Source organism: Paenibacillus diazotrophicus, assembly GCF_042610465.1.
Genome location: NZ_JBGJZN010000002.1, coordinates 641,058 through 658,797, shown reverse-complemented (window position 1 = coordinate 658,797; position 17,740 = coordinate 641,058). Strand labels below are relative to the sequence as shown.

10 protein-coding genes are annotated in these 17,740 nt (G+C 46.1%); all 10 read right to left on the bottom strand.

Annotated elements, in window-relative coordinates; genetic code table 11:
- Window positions 1-337 precede the first annotated feature (337 nt).
- Window positions 338-1,612, bottom strand: a complete 1,275-nt coding sequence (locus ACAN54_RS14180; RefSeq protein WP_379155831.1) for a cellulase-like family protein — start codon at window positions 1,610-1,612, stop codon at window positions 338-340.
- A 52-nt stretch (window positions 1,613-1,664) separates the two neighbouring features.
- A complete protein-coding gene (locus ACAN54_RS14175) occupies window positions 1,665-4,025 on the bottom strand; it encodes a beta-galactosidase (protein ID WP_379155828.1) in 2,361 nt (786 codons plus the stop codon).
- Complete coding sequence (locus ACAN54_RS14170) at window positions 4,022-4,960, bottom strand: aldose epimerase family protein (protein ID WP_379155825.1); 939 nt, start codon at window positions 4,958-4,960, stop codon at window positions 4,022-4,024. The genes ACAN54_RS14175 and ACAN54_RS14170 overlap by 4 nt, the downstream gene beginning before the upstream one ends.
- Window positions 4,961-5,071: 111 nt before the next feature.
- Window positions 5,072-6,856, bottom strand: coding sequence for a cache domain-containing sensor histidine kinase (locus ACAN54_RS14165; RefSeq protein WP_379155822.1), 1,785 nt, complete (start codon window positions 6,854-6,856; stop codon window positions 5,072-5,074).
- The gene (locus tag ACAN54_RS14160; RefSeq protein WP_379155819.1) at window positions 6,853-8,454 is read right to left on the bottom strand and encodes a response regulator; all 1,602 of its coding nucleotides are present in this window, start codon (window positions 8,452-8,454) and stop codon (window positions 6,853-6,855) included. The genes ACAN54_RS14165 and ACAN54_RS14160 overlap by 4 nt, the downstream gene beginning before the upstream one ends.
- Window positions 8,455-8,500: 46 nt before the next feature.
- Window positions 8,501-9,397 carry a carbohydrate ABC transporter permease gene (locus ACAN54_RS14155; protein WP_379155817.1) on the bottom strand — a complete coding sequence of 299 codons (897 nt, stop codon included), beginning with the start codon at window positions 9,395-9,397 and terminating at the stop codon, window positions 8,501-8,503.
- Between the two features lie 28 nt (window positions 9,398-9,425).
- Window positions 9,426-10,292 carry an ABC transporter permease gene (locus tag ACAN54_RS14150; protein WP_379155904.1) on the bottom strand — a complete coding sequence of 289 codons (867 nt, stop codon included), beginning with the start codon at window positions 10,290-10,292 and terminating at the stop codon, window positions 9,426-9,428.
- 172 nt (window positions 10,293-10,464) lie between these two features.
- Window positions 10,465-12,084, bottom strand: a complete 1,620-nt coding sequence (locus ACAN54_RS14145) for a DUF3502 domain-containing protein (RefSeq protein WP_379155814.1) — start codon at window positions 12,082-12,084, stop codon at window positions 10,465-10,467.
- Window positions 12,085-12,263: 179 nt separating this feature from the next.
- A complete protein-coding gene (locus tag ACAN54_RS14140; RefSeq protein WP_379155811.1) occupies window positions 12,264-14,219 on the bottom strand; it encodes a glycoside hydrolase family 2 protein in 1,956 nt (651 codons plus the stop codon).
- Window positions 14,220-14,261: 42 nt separating this feature from the next.
- The gene (locus tag ACAN54_RS14135) at window positions 14,262-17,720 is read right to left on the bottom strand and encodes a DUF5107 domain-containing protein (protein WP_489685742.1); all 3,459 of its coding nucleotides are present in this window, start codon (window positions 17,718-17,720) and stop codon (window positions 14,262-14,264) included.
- Window positions 17,721-17,740: the final 20 nt, after the last annotated feature.

Below are 17,740 nucleotides of genomic sequence, written 5' to 3'. Positions count from 1 at the left end.
TGAAACATCTGACGAGAATTTGCATTCTCTATTTTGGATCTCACTTGCGTGAAATCCCACTCACTCGTTGTTCAGTTTTCAAAGACCAAGCTCGTTGTCGGCGCCGTTTATCTCGTCACCAGCAACTCTTATAATATATCATGTCCGACCGATGAATGCAAGCTCTTTTTTAATTTCATTTCGAGCTCGGCGTTACTATTTCTTGGCCGGATTAATAATATACCCCGACTCACATGTTTCACGCAACCTGTAACTTTTACCATTCCTTTAGAACAAAGCAAATACACAACAGCATGCACCACTCTCATCATTAAACATCTCAAGTCTTAACGGCTATTTACTCTGATTCCAAAATAAAACGATTCCATTTGGTCTGCCAAGCGACGTCATGCCAAAACGGATGATGCGGGGCGCAGTTGGAGCATAGCGTCATTCCCCAGAAGCCGAGTGACATACCTTTTCTCAGCGCATACTCCGCAATGAATTTCCCGACAGGCCCTTCCTCGAAGCCGGCGTATAGCGGCGTATAACCCACATATCCTTCACCAATGACAACTGGTATACCGGAATGTGCAGCCCACTCGTAAGCTTCTTCCAAACGCATATCTGCCTTTTGCAGCATAGCCAGCTTATGGGCACTGTAACGATCATACAAATAGAGATCCCATTGATCCGGATCAGCCCAATCATGCAAGTAAATAAGCTTCATTCCAACGGGATTCCCCTCCATCCTCCACTCCTGCCCGTCAGGCAGCGTCCACTGATCAAATGGAGGAGCATCCTCTCTCAATAAAGACTGAACAAAGGGATTAGGGAACGTCGTCTGTTCACCGTTGAGCCCTGCTGCATCCATTAGCTCATTCAATACGCCTTTTATATAGAGATGATAGTGGGCAATCTGCATGTTGCGGGCAACATAAGCTTTTGGATAAGCTTCATTAAGCGTATAACTGGCTGTCATCAGGATGTCGGGGTGCTGCTCACGAAGATAATCAATCGCTTCTTCAATATATGGCTGCATTGCTTCTATAAGCTTTGGGGTATCTGTTTCTTTTATCCCCTGTTCCACACCCACAGCGGTAAGCTGCCCGAATTCCACCTCATTGTGCAGTTCAGCATATACAATTTGACTAGCGTATCCTTCATTCTTAATAAAACGGATTAGCTGATTCATGGATTTGGCAATAGCCATAAAGCGTTCCGCTGCAGGGATTGCGGCAAGCTGGTCCCTTAATTCCGGATGTGCCAGGAAACTCGGACTCTGCTGATATTCCCAAGAAGACAATATGATATAGCAGCCATGAGCCTTTGCCTGTCTGAAGAGCTCGATTAAATGGGCATGACCGTCCAGCTCTGCTCCACCGCGGCAATTATACCAGCGTGTACGCTGGCCGACCTCTCCGAGATTGCCGAATTTCAATCGGCCTGACCGTTTTCCTGCTTCCGTAAACAACATATAGGGCATCGCACAAATGCGAATGGTGTTATAACCCCGGTCTACTGCCTCTTTGAAGCGTGCAGCCAAATCGTTATAAGCCTCTCCAGGCAAAGTCATCGTATACCAGGAGAAGTCCCACATCGTAATCGTCAACTTCCGGGGTAAATTCTTCATTAATTCATTCAATTGATTACCACTCCCCTACAAGCTTGATGAGAATAGAACTTTAGTTAGGTCTAATCACAATCTCGTAAACCGGAACCGCCCGCACCGATGCAATATCTGCAAACCGTTCTTTCGCCGTCTCATTCCACCCTGCCATTGTTGTATTACTGTTAACAACAGTCCCTGTGCGGATCGGTGACACGTAGATGTACATCCCCTTTTCAAGCAGCCGCTCTTCAAAACGCTTCAATCCAATTTCCCAAGTCGTGTTGTTGCAGAAGTTATCATTAATGAGGTCTCCATCTATGAATGCATAGCCGATATCCCCAGAGTAATCAATCTGCAGCAAGGCTTCCTTGACTCCGACTAATGATCCTGATGAGAACTCCAGAACAGCCCGTTCGTCCTTGACCTTCGTGAGTGTAAAGGTAATCTCTTTCTTAGGTGCAAACAGCACATAGGATTTGAAAAGACTGTCCTCCGACGTTTCTTTCAGTTCTCCGCCCGTAATCGAACCGAGGGAGTCCTCAAAATCAGGGAATACACGTAGAGTGACATCTTCCCGATCCGTTGATTCGAGCTTGATCTCATTCCCGGATACCAGCAAGTTGGCATCTGTGAACAATACACGCTGCTTCCCGCGGATATCCGCCTTCCAGAACCCAAGGCTTTGCTCATCCGTCATGGTATAGATCACGACTTGCTTACCCTCAGCGGAAATGAGCCGCGTTATACTCGAAACCTGATCCTCTACTTCAATGATTGTCATTTGATCAAGCCTTTTGGAATGACCTTTATCCACTTCAATGCTTGTTACATCGTCATTTTGTATCGCGTAAGTCCCCTTCATTCCTTCTGGTACAAAAAAGAAGTAGTACACTGCATCCTCTACGTCCAGCTTCGTGATCAGCTGCGCGGTTGCATACTTCAGCGTGATTCCGGCCAGATCGAAATTATACGGCAAAATAGCAAAGCTCTCACTGCCCAGCGTTAACTCTCCTTGACTCGGAATGGTGATAGTCTCACCGGGAAGTTCAATACTGACGTTCATATCCTGCAAATCTTGATTATCCACATGATCCTGGAAATTGTTCAGGAACAAGAAGCCGGAGCCCTCATGCGAACGGACTGCATAGCGCAGTTCACTCACATCATATGGATCTTGTCCGGAGGTGTCGCCCGGTAATATCGTCTTGGTAACAGCGAACTCCTTCTGGAACTCTGTGAACAAATAATGCTGCAGCTTCGTCCGCTTATAAGATTCACGTACCTGCCCGAATTCCCCGATCATAGCGTTAAAATCGTAGGAAATTTTCGGCGTCGCCAGATCGTTCGTGAAGGGATTAACTTTGCCTTTCGGATTGCTCCCCCCATGGTACATATAGTATCCGAGCATATTGCAGCCCTCTGCTGTCTTCATGACCGACATGGCCGGAACGCTCTTATAAGGAAACTCGAACCGGTATTTATAGAACTGAACCATCCCGCCACCCATCTCGCAACAAGCGTACGGATAGTCTTCCGGCTGGTAGAAAGGCTCAAAATTATAGCTCTTGGGAATGTCGTTATTATGTTTATCGCGGAAAATATACTCTGGTGTTGCAGGATGCTCCTTAACCCCATCGAAGCGGTCCGTTTCATAGTAAATCCATGGCCAATATGCATATCCGCCCCACAACGGCAGCATATCCGGTACGGGTGTCGTAGCGCCGCCCCATCCTGTACATGTATAGATGGGCGTATCTATTCCTGCCTCTATCGCCATATCCCTCAGCCGCAGCATATGTTCATCGCCGTCACTGCCGCCATTAAGCCACATATTGTTAATGCCTGTTGTCAGGCCCCACTGTGCTGAGGAATGGTTATGCTCATTCTCGATTTGGGTGCCGATGATCGGACCTCCATCTTTATACAATAGTCCTTGCACCTGTAGGCCGATTTCTGTATACAACCTCCGCACATAGGCCAGATACCCTTCATCATTCGAGCGGACCTCAAACGGACGGCCGAACATCCATTCCGGCATGCCCCCGTTACGTACTTCTCCATGACAGAAGGGACCGATGCGAATCATGACATACAGATCATGCTGATGACATAACTGAATAAATTTGCGTAAATCTTTATTACCTTCCCATTCAAAGACACCTTGGTCTTCCTCATGCAGGTTCCAGAAAATATAGGTAGTGACAATGTTGACGCCACCCATTTTCATTTTAATTATCTCATCTTCCCAATACCGCTCATCATAACGGGAGAAATGGAATTCACCGCAAATGCCAAAAAACGGTTCACCGTTCTTCGCCATATAGTAGTTCGTAAAACTAATCCGTTCACCCGAAGGGTTCACGCCACTCAGCTTAATATGGCCTGAAAATATATTCTTCTTATCCTCACTTACAACGATCCGATAGTTCTTCATAAAGTTATCCCTCTCCCTAGTTCAGTTCCTATATTGTTGATTCCAGCGCCTAAGGACAGCTCTAAATGCCATGAAAAAGATGCTTGTGCAGGTATCATCTGTGCCGTCCCATTGCCGATTGCTATTTCCAGTGAATCATAATAACCGATACTTGGCTCAAGGGCGCAAGTGACCCGGTGGTCATTGAACATGCCTTCGTCCACCCAAATCCCTAAATAAGGAACCTTGTCTGCCGGAACGGATAGGATTAAGAAGTTCCCGCTTACTTCCTCATACAGCCCGGAGCAGCCTGCCGGAACTTTATCACGATAATATAACTTTCTGCCATCTCCGGTAACCACAGAAGGAATCAGCGATACCTCATTCCAGTCATACATTTCCCCGTTCTTCAGCGAATGGCCTTCAAACACACACAACATTTCCTCCATGGACTCCGGAAGAAGGATGCGGGTCGGTTCCGTAATCGCGAATTGCGGATGAGGCACCCATAAAAAGGGGAGCGGTCCATCGCTCAAATTGTCAGCGCGGTAATCCAGCCTTATCCGATCTTCTGCAGAAAATGAGATTTCTCTCGTAAACTGACAGGGAAGCTGTGGACTTCGAACCGAGCTGACCATTGAATGCTCTCCGATCTTGCAGTCCCATGGAAGTGACCACAGCTCACCATGATCATGAAGTGTGACGTTGATGTCAATTCCAGATGGGCAACTATTAATCGTCGGAAAACATTCATCCCAGCCACTCATATCCCAATCGGAGAAAGCGGTACCATATTCCGGCTGACGCATAGGACGATCACCGGAATCCAGCATCCATTCCTTACCAGTAGGCTTATAATTAATGGAAACAAGCTTACCGCCGATTTCAGGTACGGTTTCTAACCGGATGTGTTCACTTTCCATCACGATAGATTTGAAGCCTTTATAGGTTCCCATTCTGCAAGTGGCTATCAACATCATCGCTCCCTAGTATTATTATCTATACTTTACCTTGGTAGATGCCCTTCGCCAATTGACAAAACACTTATTTTGATGGACTATATTCTTTTACTTCTTCAGAGGAACACTCACATACACAGCAGTACCTTGTTTGGGAATGCTCTCGAATTTCAATCCGTATGACGCTCCGTAGGCAAGCTTTAATCTCTCATCGATGTTTCGGACGCCGTATCCTCCACCTTTTCGCTTTCTGCTCTCCCCTTTGAAGACGGCTTCCAGTTCTTCAGCATTCATACCGATACCATCGTCAGACAGCTTTATATTAAGATCATCCTGCTCTGACCAGGCTGTCACCCGGATAATTCCTTCTTCAGACTCTTTTTCCATAATGCCGTGCAGAATCGCATTTTCCACCAGTGGCTGCAGAATAATCTTCGGCATTTCGCATGCATACCATTCACGGGTTACCTCAAGCTCAAGTCTTATTCCGCCTCCGAAACGCATATTCTGTATGCTGGTATACGCCTCAATATGCTTAAGCTCGCTTTCTAAAGTAACGAATTCCTTGCCATTTGACAGACTAAGCTTATAAAATGTTGCCAGTTCATCTACAACACGCTGGATGTCACGTTCGCCTGCTTCAATAGCCATGACATTAATCAGATCCAGTGTATTATACAAAAAATGCGGATTGATCTGCGCCTGAAGGGCTTTTAATTCATTGCTCTTCACTTCATTCCCGAGCTTGTAGGTTTCGCCGATTAATTCAGTTATATTGTGAACCATAACATTGAAATTTTGCGCAAGCTCTCCAATCTCATCTCCCTTTACGGGAAGTGGTGTGATATTGAAATTACCATGTTTAATTTTCCGGGCATGTTGGATCAGAAGACGAATCCGCTTGGTTGCTGTACCTGCGGTAAAATAGGCAAGGGGAAGCATTAGGGGAATGACTATCATAAATATGGAAATAATACGGTTTCTGGCTTTTATGGTTGACTCGGTGATATCCGAATAAGGTACAATAATCGCTACCTTCAGATTCGAATTCGGGATGTCCTCAACTCCAAGAAGATGACGTTTGCCTTCAATAAGATAATCATCAGTGTAATAACCGTCTTGTTCTGAATGGTCACTAAAACTCTTCAAAAGATCCCTAACTAGCGTATCCGGGTAGTCAAAATAATCTGAGTTGCTCAGTAAATCTCCACGGTCATTAAATAGAAGTGAGGATGTCTTGGGCGTCAACACTGTATGATTCAACACCGTCTGCATCGCGCTTGATTCAATCCGGGCTTGAACAAACCCTTTAAATCTGCGGCTATTATTCGCATCCAGCACTTTACGTAATATCGCTATTTCTCCAGTACTAGCTTCCGGGTCCAGCATCTTGGTGGGAAGCCAATCAAAAACTTCATCTGATGAGGCAAAATCGCGGTACCAGACTGTTGACTTCACCTTGTTCAGTTGTAAGAAATCAGGACTTTCAGTCGCTCCCGCCAGTCCCTTTTCCATGTAGATTTGGATGCTGTTGATATCCTTATTGTATAGAAATTGATTGATGAGCTCATTCAGTACAACCGCATCATCATGCCACTTAATAATATCCTCATAAGGCTTTGAGTCAGTGGCAACCCCAGTCTGAACCAACGGGTTGAAGGCGAGAAAGTTCAGCACTTCTGTCATTGCCTCAGACTTGTAAGCAACATAAGATTTTGTTTCATTCAGCATCTTGCGTGAGGAATCTATCGCCCGTTCTTCATCTTCCTTCTGGGTAAGAGTGATATGAATAATCAGCAGTAATATGAAAGGAATGGAAATGACGAGAAGGTAAGTAGCAAACAGCTTATAGCGGATGCTTAGATTGGATAATCTTAAGAGCCAAATCTTCATCGCAGGATTCGCTCACGATACTCGCTGGGTGTACAACCGACATATCTTTTGAAAAAAGTAGTAAAGTACCCTGCATCCGTAAATCCTAGCTGCACCGTGATCTCAAATAATTTCATACTCATATCTCCCAGCATTTCTTTAGCTTTATTTATTCTGACTTCAGTAATATACTCTTTAATGGTTTGGCCCTGCTGTTTTTTGAAATATGCGCATAAATACGTTTCGCTAAATTGAACATGATCAGCAATTGCCTTGATCGTAAACCCGCTCGTATGGAAATTAGCATGAATATACCGGATAATCATCTGCATTTTCCGGATGTTGGCAGTTTTCCCCTCTCCTTGTCCGGCAGTAAACAATTCATTAATCGTGTTCATTACAAACTGCTCAAGTGCATTCAAACTAGGAATACCGTCGATTTCCTTCCACACATAACGCCTTTCCGTATCCTCCGTCTGCTCCATCAGATTCAGTTGAACGGCAGTCTCTGTAATCGCTAGCATAAATTGAAAATAGGTATCTTTCAGCCGTAGAATATCTAGATCCATACAGTCGCGCGCATACCGGGTCCACTCCTTCAGTGTATCTTTTGCAGCATCAATCTCTCCTTTGCGCAAATGGTTGCGGATGCGGCGTACCTTGTCCCAATTGGTATCAATAGACTCCGAAGGCCCGATAGATTCACAAAAAATAATGTTCTGATCATGATAATACTGAATGGCACTGATTCTTACGGCATTGTTGTAAGCTTCCGGTATTTCCATGAGTGTACCAGCGCTGGAGCCAATACCGAGTCTTAGCTCAATAGCATCGCCTACGATTTGACATAGTTCAGTGAATAGTTCTTCAATCGTTCCACGCCCATCCCGGTAAGCTTTGCCGAAAAGCCCAGGAAGAATCAGCACCAATTGATTCTGCCCATTAAAACCCGCTATTACTTGCAGGGAGAGAAAGTGTTGGCTCTGGTTAATCAGATCCAGAATGATATTCTGTTGTAATGAGAAATCACCGGGATGAGACAATCCTTTCCAATAGAGATTGGCTGTGGCAACTGTGTACGGCCCCTTCATCGGCAGGAGAAATGTCTCCTGATTGTGGATGGCGGGGCCGACATGCGGCGAAGCCGGATTAGAAATCAGCTTGCGGACCATCTCCTGCCGCAGATAGGGAAGGCTGCGATCAATATCCTTTTGAACCTGCAGCTCCACATTGTACTTCTTTTCCTCTTCTTGACAGAGCACGACAGCAGCTTTAACCGCAGAACGCACTTCTAATGGATTTACGGGCTTCTCAATATAGGTCAATGCCCTTAGATGTATAGCCGATTTCAAATACTCTTTATCCGAATAACCACTTAGGAAGATAATTTTACCTTGCGGTGCAATCAAGCGGTATTGGTGGGCAAACTCTATGCCATCCATTTTTGGCATCCGCACATCACAAAGAATAATTTCGGGCTTCCAGTCTTGTATATAATCAAGTGCTTTTAATCCGTTATGAGCTGTCCTCACTTCATCTATTCCGATGCTCTCCCAATCGATATGACTCCGCAGTAAATCTCTTGTTCGTGTCTCGTCATCAACAATTAGTAGTCTCAAGTGGTGTTCCCCCTTAACGGTTCATGAAGTGAAGATGTGTCTCTCCTTACCCTTTAACTGCACCGATCGTGATGCCTGACACGAAATACTTCTGCACAAACGGAAATGCCAGAATAATTGGTCCTGTAGCTATGACAGTCATCGCCAGCTTGAAGGTTTCCTTAGGCGAATCGACGTTCGATACATGCTCTGACATGGACGAAGACAGATTAATAGAGGATAACATTTTATAGAGCAGATACTGAAGCGGAACCATATCATTGTTGTTCGTGAACATCATTGCCGTCCACCAATCATTCCAATAAGCGAGAACCATGAATACACCTATGGAAGCAAGTGCAGGCTTGGACAGTGGCAGAACCATTTGAAGATATATCCGCAAATAGCCGGCTCCATCTATTTTTGCTGATTCGATAAGGGGTTCGGGCACTGAACCTTGGATAAAACTCCGTAGAATCAAAATATACATCACATTAAACATGGGGACCAGAATCAGCACCAGATAAGTATCCGATAAATGCATATTGCGGGAGATCCAGATGTAATAGGGTGCCAGTCCTCCGCTGAACAACGTTGTGAAGAACAAGAAAAAAGCAAGTACATTGCGGTATCTGATCTCTTTGCGGCTAATGACAAAGGCCGACATTGAAGAGATAAATAAGGAAAGCGTCGTCCCGATAACAGTGATAATGATCGAGACCTTATAAGCGGACAAAACATCTTCCGGGTAACGGAAAATAAATTTAAAGGCATCCATTGAAAAATCACGCGGCCAGAACCAGTAACCATCCTTGATTACCGAACTCTCTGTAGAGAGCGATCCGGAGATTAAGACGATAAAAGGCAATACACAGACAATAGCGATGATTAACACTATGGCATAGGAAATAAATGTGAACCACGGCGTTGAATTCAGTTTACGGTTACTTGTGGCAGTAGTCATTGATTACACCTCTTCTGAAATAGATAGGTTAAAACAGCGCTTGATCCTTGTCATACCGTCTTACAAGCCAGTTTGCTGTAAGGATAATGATTAGTGTAAGAACGGACTGGTACACACCAACGGAGGAAGCCATTCCGAAATCCGCAGTGCCCATCAGAGAGCGGAAAGCCAAGGTATCAATAATATCGGTCGCGTCCATGAGTCTTCCATTGTTGCCGATAAGCTGATAGAACATATCGAATTCACCGCGCATAATCCGGCCTAGCCCCAGCAGAATTAGAATGATCATGGTCGGTTTCAGAAGAGGCAGCGTGATCTTAGTGATCTTTTGGAATCGGGTGGCTCCATCAATCGTAGCCGCTTCATATATTTCCTGATCAATACCCACTATGGCCGCCAGATAGAGAACACTGCCGTAACCAACCCATTTCCAGACATAGAGGAATGGAAGAAGGAAGTACCAGTAGCTGGTTTCCGAATAAATATCTAACGCTGCAATATTGAAATATTCCAGCATTTTATTGACAATCCCGTATTCATAATTCAGAAAGTTATATACGAAGGCCGAAACAGTAACCCACGAGATAAAATAAGGCAGAAACATTAACGTTTGGGAGAGTTTCTTAAACCACTTTTTCTGAATTTCAGATAAAAAAATGGCTGCCGCTAATGAAAAGCATGTATATGCAGCCAGGAAGATCACGTTATATACAACGGTATTGCGTGTAACGAGCCAGGCTTTACCGGATGAGAAGAAATATTCAAAGTTCTCAAACCCCACCCACGGGCTGGAGAACAATCCACCCTTTAACGTATAGGATTGAAAGGCCATCACAATTCCGCCCATCGGAATGTAAGAGAAGATAATGTAGTAAATTACAATGGGCACAAACATTAAATAGAGTACGCGGTTCTGCTTTAAATCTAAAAACAGATTTCCTTTATTTGATTTTTTCCTTTGTTTCAGCCCGGCTGGAACATCAGTTCTGATCTGCATTTCTCTCCATCACCTTTCGGGTATGCTTTAATGAAAAGCCGCCCCATGGGAGCGGCCGTTTGAAGAAATTTTATTGTTTGTTTTTCAAAAACTCCGCCGCCTGAGCTTCAACTTCTGCTTTTACTTTATCAACTCCGGCTGAATTCATTTTGGATACTAGAGTGTCAAAAGCTTTGTCTACATCTTTGACACCGCCGATTACAATCGGTTGAAAGTATTGTGAAGATACGGTCTTGAGGTTTGCCATTTCGGATTTAACCTTCTCTGAATTAAACGTAAACCCCAGATAAGTTGGTGCAGCAAGATAATCTTTAACCTTGCTTTGAAGCTCAATATATGATTCTGGCCAGTCCACACTTGGTTTGCCAAAATCCTTATCTACAAACCAGAAACCTGATGCATCCGGCGGATAGGTATTGTTCTCTGTAGTGACTCCTTCAGGAAGTCCCAACTTACCATCATCCGTAGTGATATAGTTCTTCCCTTCAACACCGTAATACGCCAGTTTAACGTAAGACTCATCTTCCATTAACAGATCAAGTGCCTGCAGCGTACGTTCCGGATTAGCGGAATTGGCAGCAATAGCGACACCGTTGTTCAACCAGCTATTCGATGGCGATTTACCTGTAGGACTGAGAAAAGGCATAATGTAAGTTTCTACGCCTTTACTCTTAGCAGTGGATACCACAGACTGGATATCCAGCGAGTTTCCTAAGGCTACTCCTGCTTTGCCCTCATTAAAGTTGTTCAGCGATTTCACTTTATTAGCAAACGGATTTTTGTTCACATAGCCTGCATCATACCACTGTTTCATGACTCCGGCGGCATATTTAAAAGAGCTAAGTACCGGCTCATCCGTAATGCTCAAAATTTTACCTGTAGGGTCTTCTATATCGCTGTAAGTCCCCACTGTGCTTGGATCAGCGGAATCAAGAGGCGCAGCTGCGTAGGCAAATTTCTCTGTGGCAAGCGCACTAAATGGCTTAGTAAGATCATATTGTGAATCCAGATTCAGTGGAATCATGTCAGGATAATTCTTTTTAATTTCAGCAAAATAGGGACCCAGTTCGGATAATTTGGTTGGATTCTCAAGTCCGGCGCTATCCAAGATATCTTTTCGAAGTACAGCCACGGCTACCTTCCGGTCTGGGGTGGTCGTTGGAATCATGTACTGCTTCCCGTTAACATAAGCAGCGGTGTATGCTGCAGGATCTTGCTTGGCGAAGTATTTAGGCATGTAAGTCTGGAGCATGTTCTCATCTAGCGGCAAGAACGATTCCTTATTAGCTTCTGAGATATAAAAGTTCCAATCGGCCGCAAAGATGAAATCGACATCCTGGCCGGAAGCCAGCACTAACGGATATTTGGAAGCCACATCTCCCCAGCCAATATAGTTGATTTCAAGGGTGGCATTAATGTCTTTCTTAAGCTTTTCATTAATTGCTGCCAGTACATCAGGCAAACCCTTCGGAGCCTCACCTAGCAGATATCCGGTTATCTTAACCTCTTTGGAGTTGTCTGGTTTATCTGCATTTGTTGCTGCCGCTGCCGATGAATTTGTTGTTGACGGGTCTGACGTTTCACTCGCCGAGTTGTTCGTGTTATTGTTGCCACCACATCCGGAAAGTGTAAGCGTCAACAATAAAGCGATTACAAGAGTAGAGACTGTATTTTTCTTTAACCTTTTCACTTGAAACCCTCCCTTTATATTCTAATTGCTCCTTACAATTTAATCTTAGTGATTTCTGTACTGGGAAGGTACCCGTCAAAGTTACGATCGACTTAGAATTCCTAACATGTGCAGAAAAATCAGCATCCTAACAAAATATCCGGCAGATCTTCAGCGATCGCCGGGTATTTCAATTGTGTTTATTTATGCAATTTCAGTTCAAGTGCGCTGAAGCCAGTCGGACGATAGATGGTAAGCATCTGCTTCCGCACAGGATTTACTGGTACAGAGATGCGCATTGTAAGGATATCTCCCGGCTGCATCTCAGGAATCACCAGTCTGGCTACTTCTGTATCAGCCGAAGACACAATGAGGTAATAGTCTTGTACAGCATAGCTGGGAATATCATTCCGGCATTTCAGGGTCAACTTGAGCTCACCTTCGTCCCATACGGGTTCTTCTTCCAGCAAGAGCGGTGAAGAAATCTCACGCAACGCCGCAAACGACGGCTTCACCCGGTTATGAATATCTACAGAACCATGAACCCGCTGCTTCAGCTTACCTTCACCGTCTTCTCCCATTTGAGTCCGGTAATCATTCAAACTGAAAAAGATTAAAGCCGCAAACTGAGGATACTGGCGGTAGATATCTGTTTTTTGCAAAAGTATCCCGATTCGTCTAGCGTCCCCGCCTTCATAAACCGGCTCACAAAGTCCATATTCAGCCACCACAATGGGCTTGTCGGGATAATCGGCAATAATCTGCTGGATTACCTCATGCTCATCCAAATCGCCATGCCAGGTCCCGATGTAATCGTTCCACATTAACAGATCCCCGGCACCCGTGGCATCGCTGCCCGGCTGAAAGTGAATACTGTTGCTTACATAGTTGATAAGCCTGCTTGGGTCCAGCTGCAGAAGCTCCTCCTTGAGCTGTTCCATGTAAGTCCGGGTGATCTCCGATTGGCCATCCAGCTCATTGCCCATTCCCCAGGCAAAAATACACGGATGATGAGCATGACCACCAATCATCTCTTTGGCTTGAGCCAAGGCCAACATGAATGAATCCTTCCCCGGCTCTGCCGGCTGCTGCCAATGCGGAATCTCCTCTTGTACCAGGAGACCGTTGCGGTCACACCAGTCTAACAGCTCATTTCCCTGCTGCCAGTGGAAACGTGTGATGACACAGTTGGCTTCCTTCAATCTCTCCAGCATCGCAACAAGGTCTTCCTGCTTCTCGGCCATTCCAGTCTCCGGACTCGAGCCGGGCATCCACTCCACACCCATCAGACGGACCGGTTCACGGTTCAGCCACAGCTCATGTCCCTTCACGACAATCTCCCGGAAGCCAAATGAGCGGACTACCCGGTCATGAATCTGATCCCCTGTACGCAGCACAACTTCAAGCTGGTATAAATGCGGATGGTCGAAGTGCCATAAATCGACCTCCGGCAGCAGAATATCTGCAATACTCCAGGACAAGGTCCCGCCTGTGATTTCTTCGGTCCTCTGCCACATCCGGATTTCATTGCGATAGACGGCAACGTCAGCACTGAGCTCACCGGCCGGCGGTACGCAAAGCTTGATAGCAGCAGACAGCTTACCTCCTGCTTGGCTGCCATTATCAGTGAAGCAAACCTCAGGTTCGATCCAGATGTGCTGAATGGCCATGAAGCCGGTTACGACAAGTGTTACCGGCCGGATCAGACCACCATCATCTGCCCAGTCAAAGCTGTTGCCTTGGGGCAACGCCACATCACTATTACTGTTGTCCACTCTGATTACAAGACGGTTCTCGCCGGCCATGTGAATATGCGGAGTAAGGTCGACTTCAAACGGCGTATAGCCGGAGTTGTAGTGGCTGCCTGCCTTTACCCCATTCACCCAAATATCAGAATCGCGGTAGACTCCTTCAAAGGAAAGCCGTATCCGGCAATCCTTCCACTCGTCTGGGATTGTTAGCGTTTGTTCATACCAGCCCGCCCCGCGGTATTCCTCAAGACCCTCCTGTACATTCCAGGTATGCGGAACAGATACCGGGGCCGGAGAAGGCAAGCCTGAAGCCTGCCATCCTTCCAGTTCACCTTGGTTAAGAAGATCGGGCTGGAAATTCCAGTCCGCCTCCAGTCTTGTCGTGTAACGTCCTTCATTGATCAAGATATCCGCAACCTTCCTTCTGTGTATTGTAACTCTAGCTGATCAGATGAGTTTTGCACCGCATAAACAGTGATGAACCATAGCCCCTTGATGATTAGGTTCCATGTCCAGAGCTGTATCGAATTCGTTACCAGCTTCTTCGTCACGACCAAGTCCCAAAAGTCCAAGACCTCTCATGTACCTGCAATGGATTTCATTTCGCCGGTTCAGGTCATCTTCAAACACCAGGAAGTCCGGTAGAGATACGGCGAAATAATCGATCTTGATGTCGTCAAAAATATGCTTTTCTGCATAATCAATCAGTTTATTGAAGCGGCGTCTGGCTTCCTTCTCGTTATGGAGCTTCAACCAGGCCAGTCCTTGATAGAAGATCATTTCCGGCGGCTGGTCATTGTAGAACATCGCGCTTGTAGGCTCAGCCAGCCCATGTGAAGCTATAGTGTAACTCTCGATGGCTTCTTGTTCCCGCTGAAGACCTTCGTAGGCCATGCCGAGATAATAATAGATATTATTCTCCTGGGCTCCTTCCAGCTTACCTTCACCGAGATTCAGCGGATAGACGAGTGCCTGCTGTAAATGCTGGACAGCTGTTTCATACTGACTGCTCAGTAGCGCTTTCTTGCCAAGCTCGGTACATGCAAATTTGTATTGTCCGGTTACTTTTCCTTCCCCACCTTCCCAAGGATGGAAATTGCGCAGAGACAAGGCAGCGATAGCCTCTTGATAACGTCCAAGATTGTTCAGCAAGGTGACATATTCAATATAAAAATCGTCCCTTTTCACAATTAACTCCCGGTGTTCTTCAAGGATATGAAGGCGTTCCTCCGCAGACCAAGCCAGCTTCTTGCGCAGTTGATCCAGTTCAAACAGAATACGCACATCCTTCGGTGCACATACAAAGGCCTTCTCCAGCGAGGCTAATGCCGCTTGCGGATTATTCTGCTTGTTGAAATAAGCCAGACCCAGATTGCGATGTACTGTCGGATAATCATCCCGCAGTTCGCGAGATCGCTCCCAGCTTGCCATCGCCTCCTCAGGCCGTTTCTTGTCATAATAGAAATTCCCGAGATAATAATGGGCCTTGTCGTCTTCCGGATTGGCTCCGGCTGCGCTTTCCAACAGCTCAAGTTCAAACAGGGTGTTCGGGAAACAATAGGTTGGATTAGCTGATTGTCCCTTGCTGCGAGCATCCTGAGCTTGTTCATGTTGTCCTGTATGCTGATATAATTCACCAAGTGCATAATACAGCATCGGATAGACAGTGTCCTTCTCCTTCTGACTTATTGCCTTTTCCCCTAAGGCAATGGCTTCTTCAAAGAGACCACAGTTCATATAATCTGCAATGACATTGAGATAGTTATGTGCGTCATTTCTCATCAGTTGCTGTAGTTCAGCCAGAATGCTCTCTGCAGCAGTGTTATCTCCCAAAGCTGCATGAGCAAGCGACAGTTCATGATAAGCTCCGAAATCCGCGGCATCTAATTCAATAGTTTCAAGCGCGTAGTTCTTTGCTTGATCGATCCATCCCAGCTTTCGCAGCATAGCAGCCTTCAGATTACGGGCCTTGTAATTTCGTGAATTGCGGATCAGGGAGCGCTCTACCTGCTCCAGTGCCTCGGCATACTGGCCTTTCAGGCTGGAGATTTGAGCAAGTGAGAAGTACCCCGCATCCTGCCACGCCGCAGACCATACCGATTTATGAAAAGCAGTAAATGCCTCATCAATCCGCTTCTGTCCGCGGAGCGCTAGTCCTAACTGATAGTATGCCTCACTGTCATACGGGTTCGTGTTGCGCCAGGTCAGACGTTCGATCGCTTTGCGGAAATACTTCTCGCTGTCTGTATATAGCCCGCGGCGAAGCAGCAAAGTTCCATAAGCTACATTCAGCCGGATATCGCCACTGTCCCGCTTCAATCCCTCCAAATAGTAGGCTTCAGGCTCAAACGTAGCATGCCGGTATTGCTCCAGATGCAAGCCCGCCAGATACAGTTCCTCCGCTGAACGCAGTTCTTCGGGGGCTGCCAGTGGTTTGGCGGCATCAGGGACCCGCTCAATATCCGGCCGTTTCGGTTGATATGAGATCAACAACCTGCCCTCGGCATTACGAACAGACAGTTTCAAATCATGCTCCTGCTCTCCGCTGCCAAGCGTTACAACCGTTTCGAACACATCTACAGGGGATAACTTCACTGTTTCCTGCAGATACCGGCTTGCTGATCCGCTTAATTCCACGACCGCCTGTTCAAGTAACGAGGTCGCATATACCTTGATTACTGCCTGCCCGGTGTCAGCATCAACTTCCAGATTAACGGCTACTTCAATCGAAGCATTTTTTACGACGCCGATGCTTTTGTAAGGCATGAAATATTGAGTGAAGGTCTTCTCCTCATAAGGCTGCAGCCAAGTGAAGTCAGGCTGATTATCTGTATACACTCCGGTCATAAGTTCGATGTATGGACCATCNTTCTCCTCATAAGGCTGCAGCCAAGTGAAGTCAGGCTGATTATCTGTATACACTCCGGTCATAAGTTCGATGTATGGACCATCTTCATCTGTCAATTGACGGTCCCATGCCTGGCCGAACTCTCCGTTCCCCCAGGTCCACTGTTTCTTCCCTGGTGAGATATGATGATTCGCCACATGGAGCAGCCCCGCTCCGACCCCGTGATCATAGCCGCCAACGAAATTATAATCGGATTTGTAAGCCATATACGAAGTCGGAACCGGAATGTTCTTATAACGGGAAATATCCACGCCTTCCGAATAATCCTGTTTGTAATAGGTTCCGGTAGCTATCGGGAAACGCGAGACATCTCTTTTGCCATGATCAAATACTGCCGTAACATCTGGTGGAAATACGGATTGCGTATGATCATTCACAGCTACGGCCGGATTAGCCCACCACAGGAAGGTCTGCGGCTCAGGTGTCCGGTTGTATAATTGAGCGTTGATCTCCAAGTAAGCCTTGCCCGGATAGAGCTTAAATGTAGCAGTTACCTTCGTGCCATACATCCGATCAATTTCGCTCACCCACACTGTAGCGCTTCCATTGTCTGTTGCTTCGAATTTGTATTCGACCGGACCGAACGTATTCGGCCGGTGATGCTGCGGCCAGTTAAATTCAATGCCTCCCGATATCCATGGGCCTGCAAGGCCAACCAGTGCAGGTTTAATTACACGGTTATAATAGACGAAATCATAATTGTTCGTCTTGTCGAGCGCACGATAGATTCTTCCGCCAATTTCAGGCATGATCTCGATACGGACATATTCATTCTCCAGAATCACCAACTTGTAATTCTTATCATGCTTCACATCCGAGATGCTCTCGATCACCGGATGCGGATACACACGGCCTGAACTTCCCTGATAGACTCTTTTCTCCAGAAACATAGGATTGGGGTCAGCTTCACCTGCCTCATATGTAGGAATCAACACGTTCGTCTCCCATACCTGTACTTCGCCAGATCCTGTTGGAGCCGTCTCCAGTGTATGATCCATAGCTTCATGCTTCATGTTTG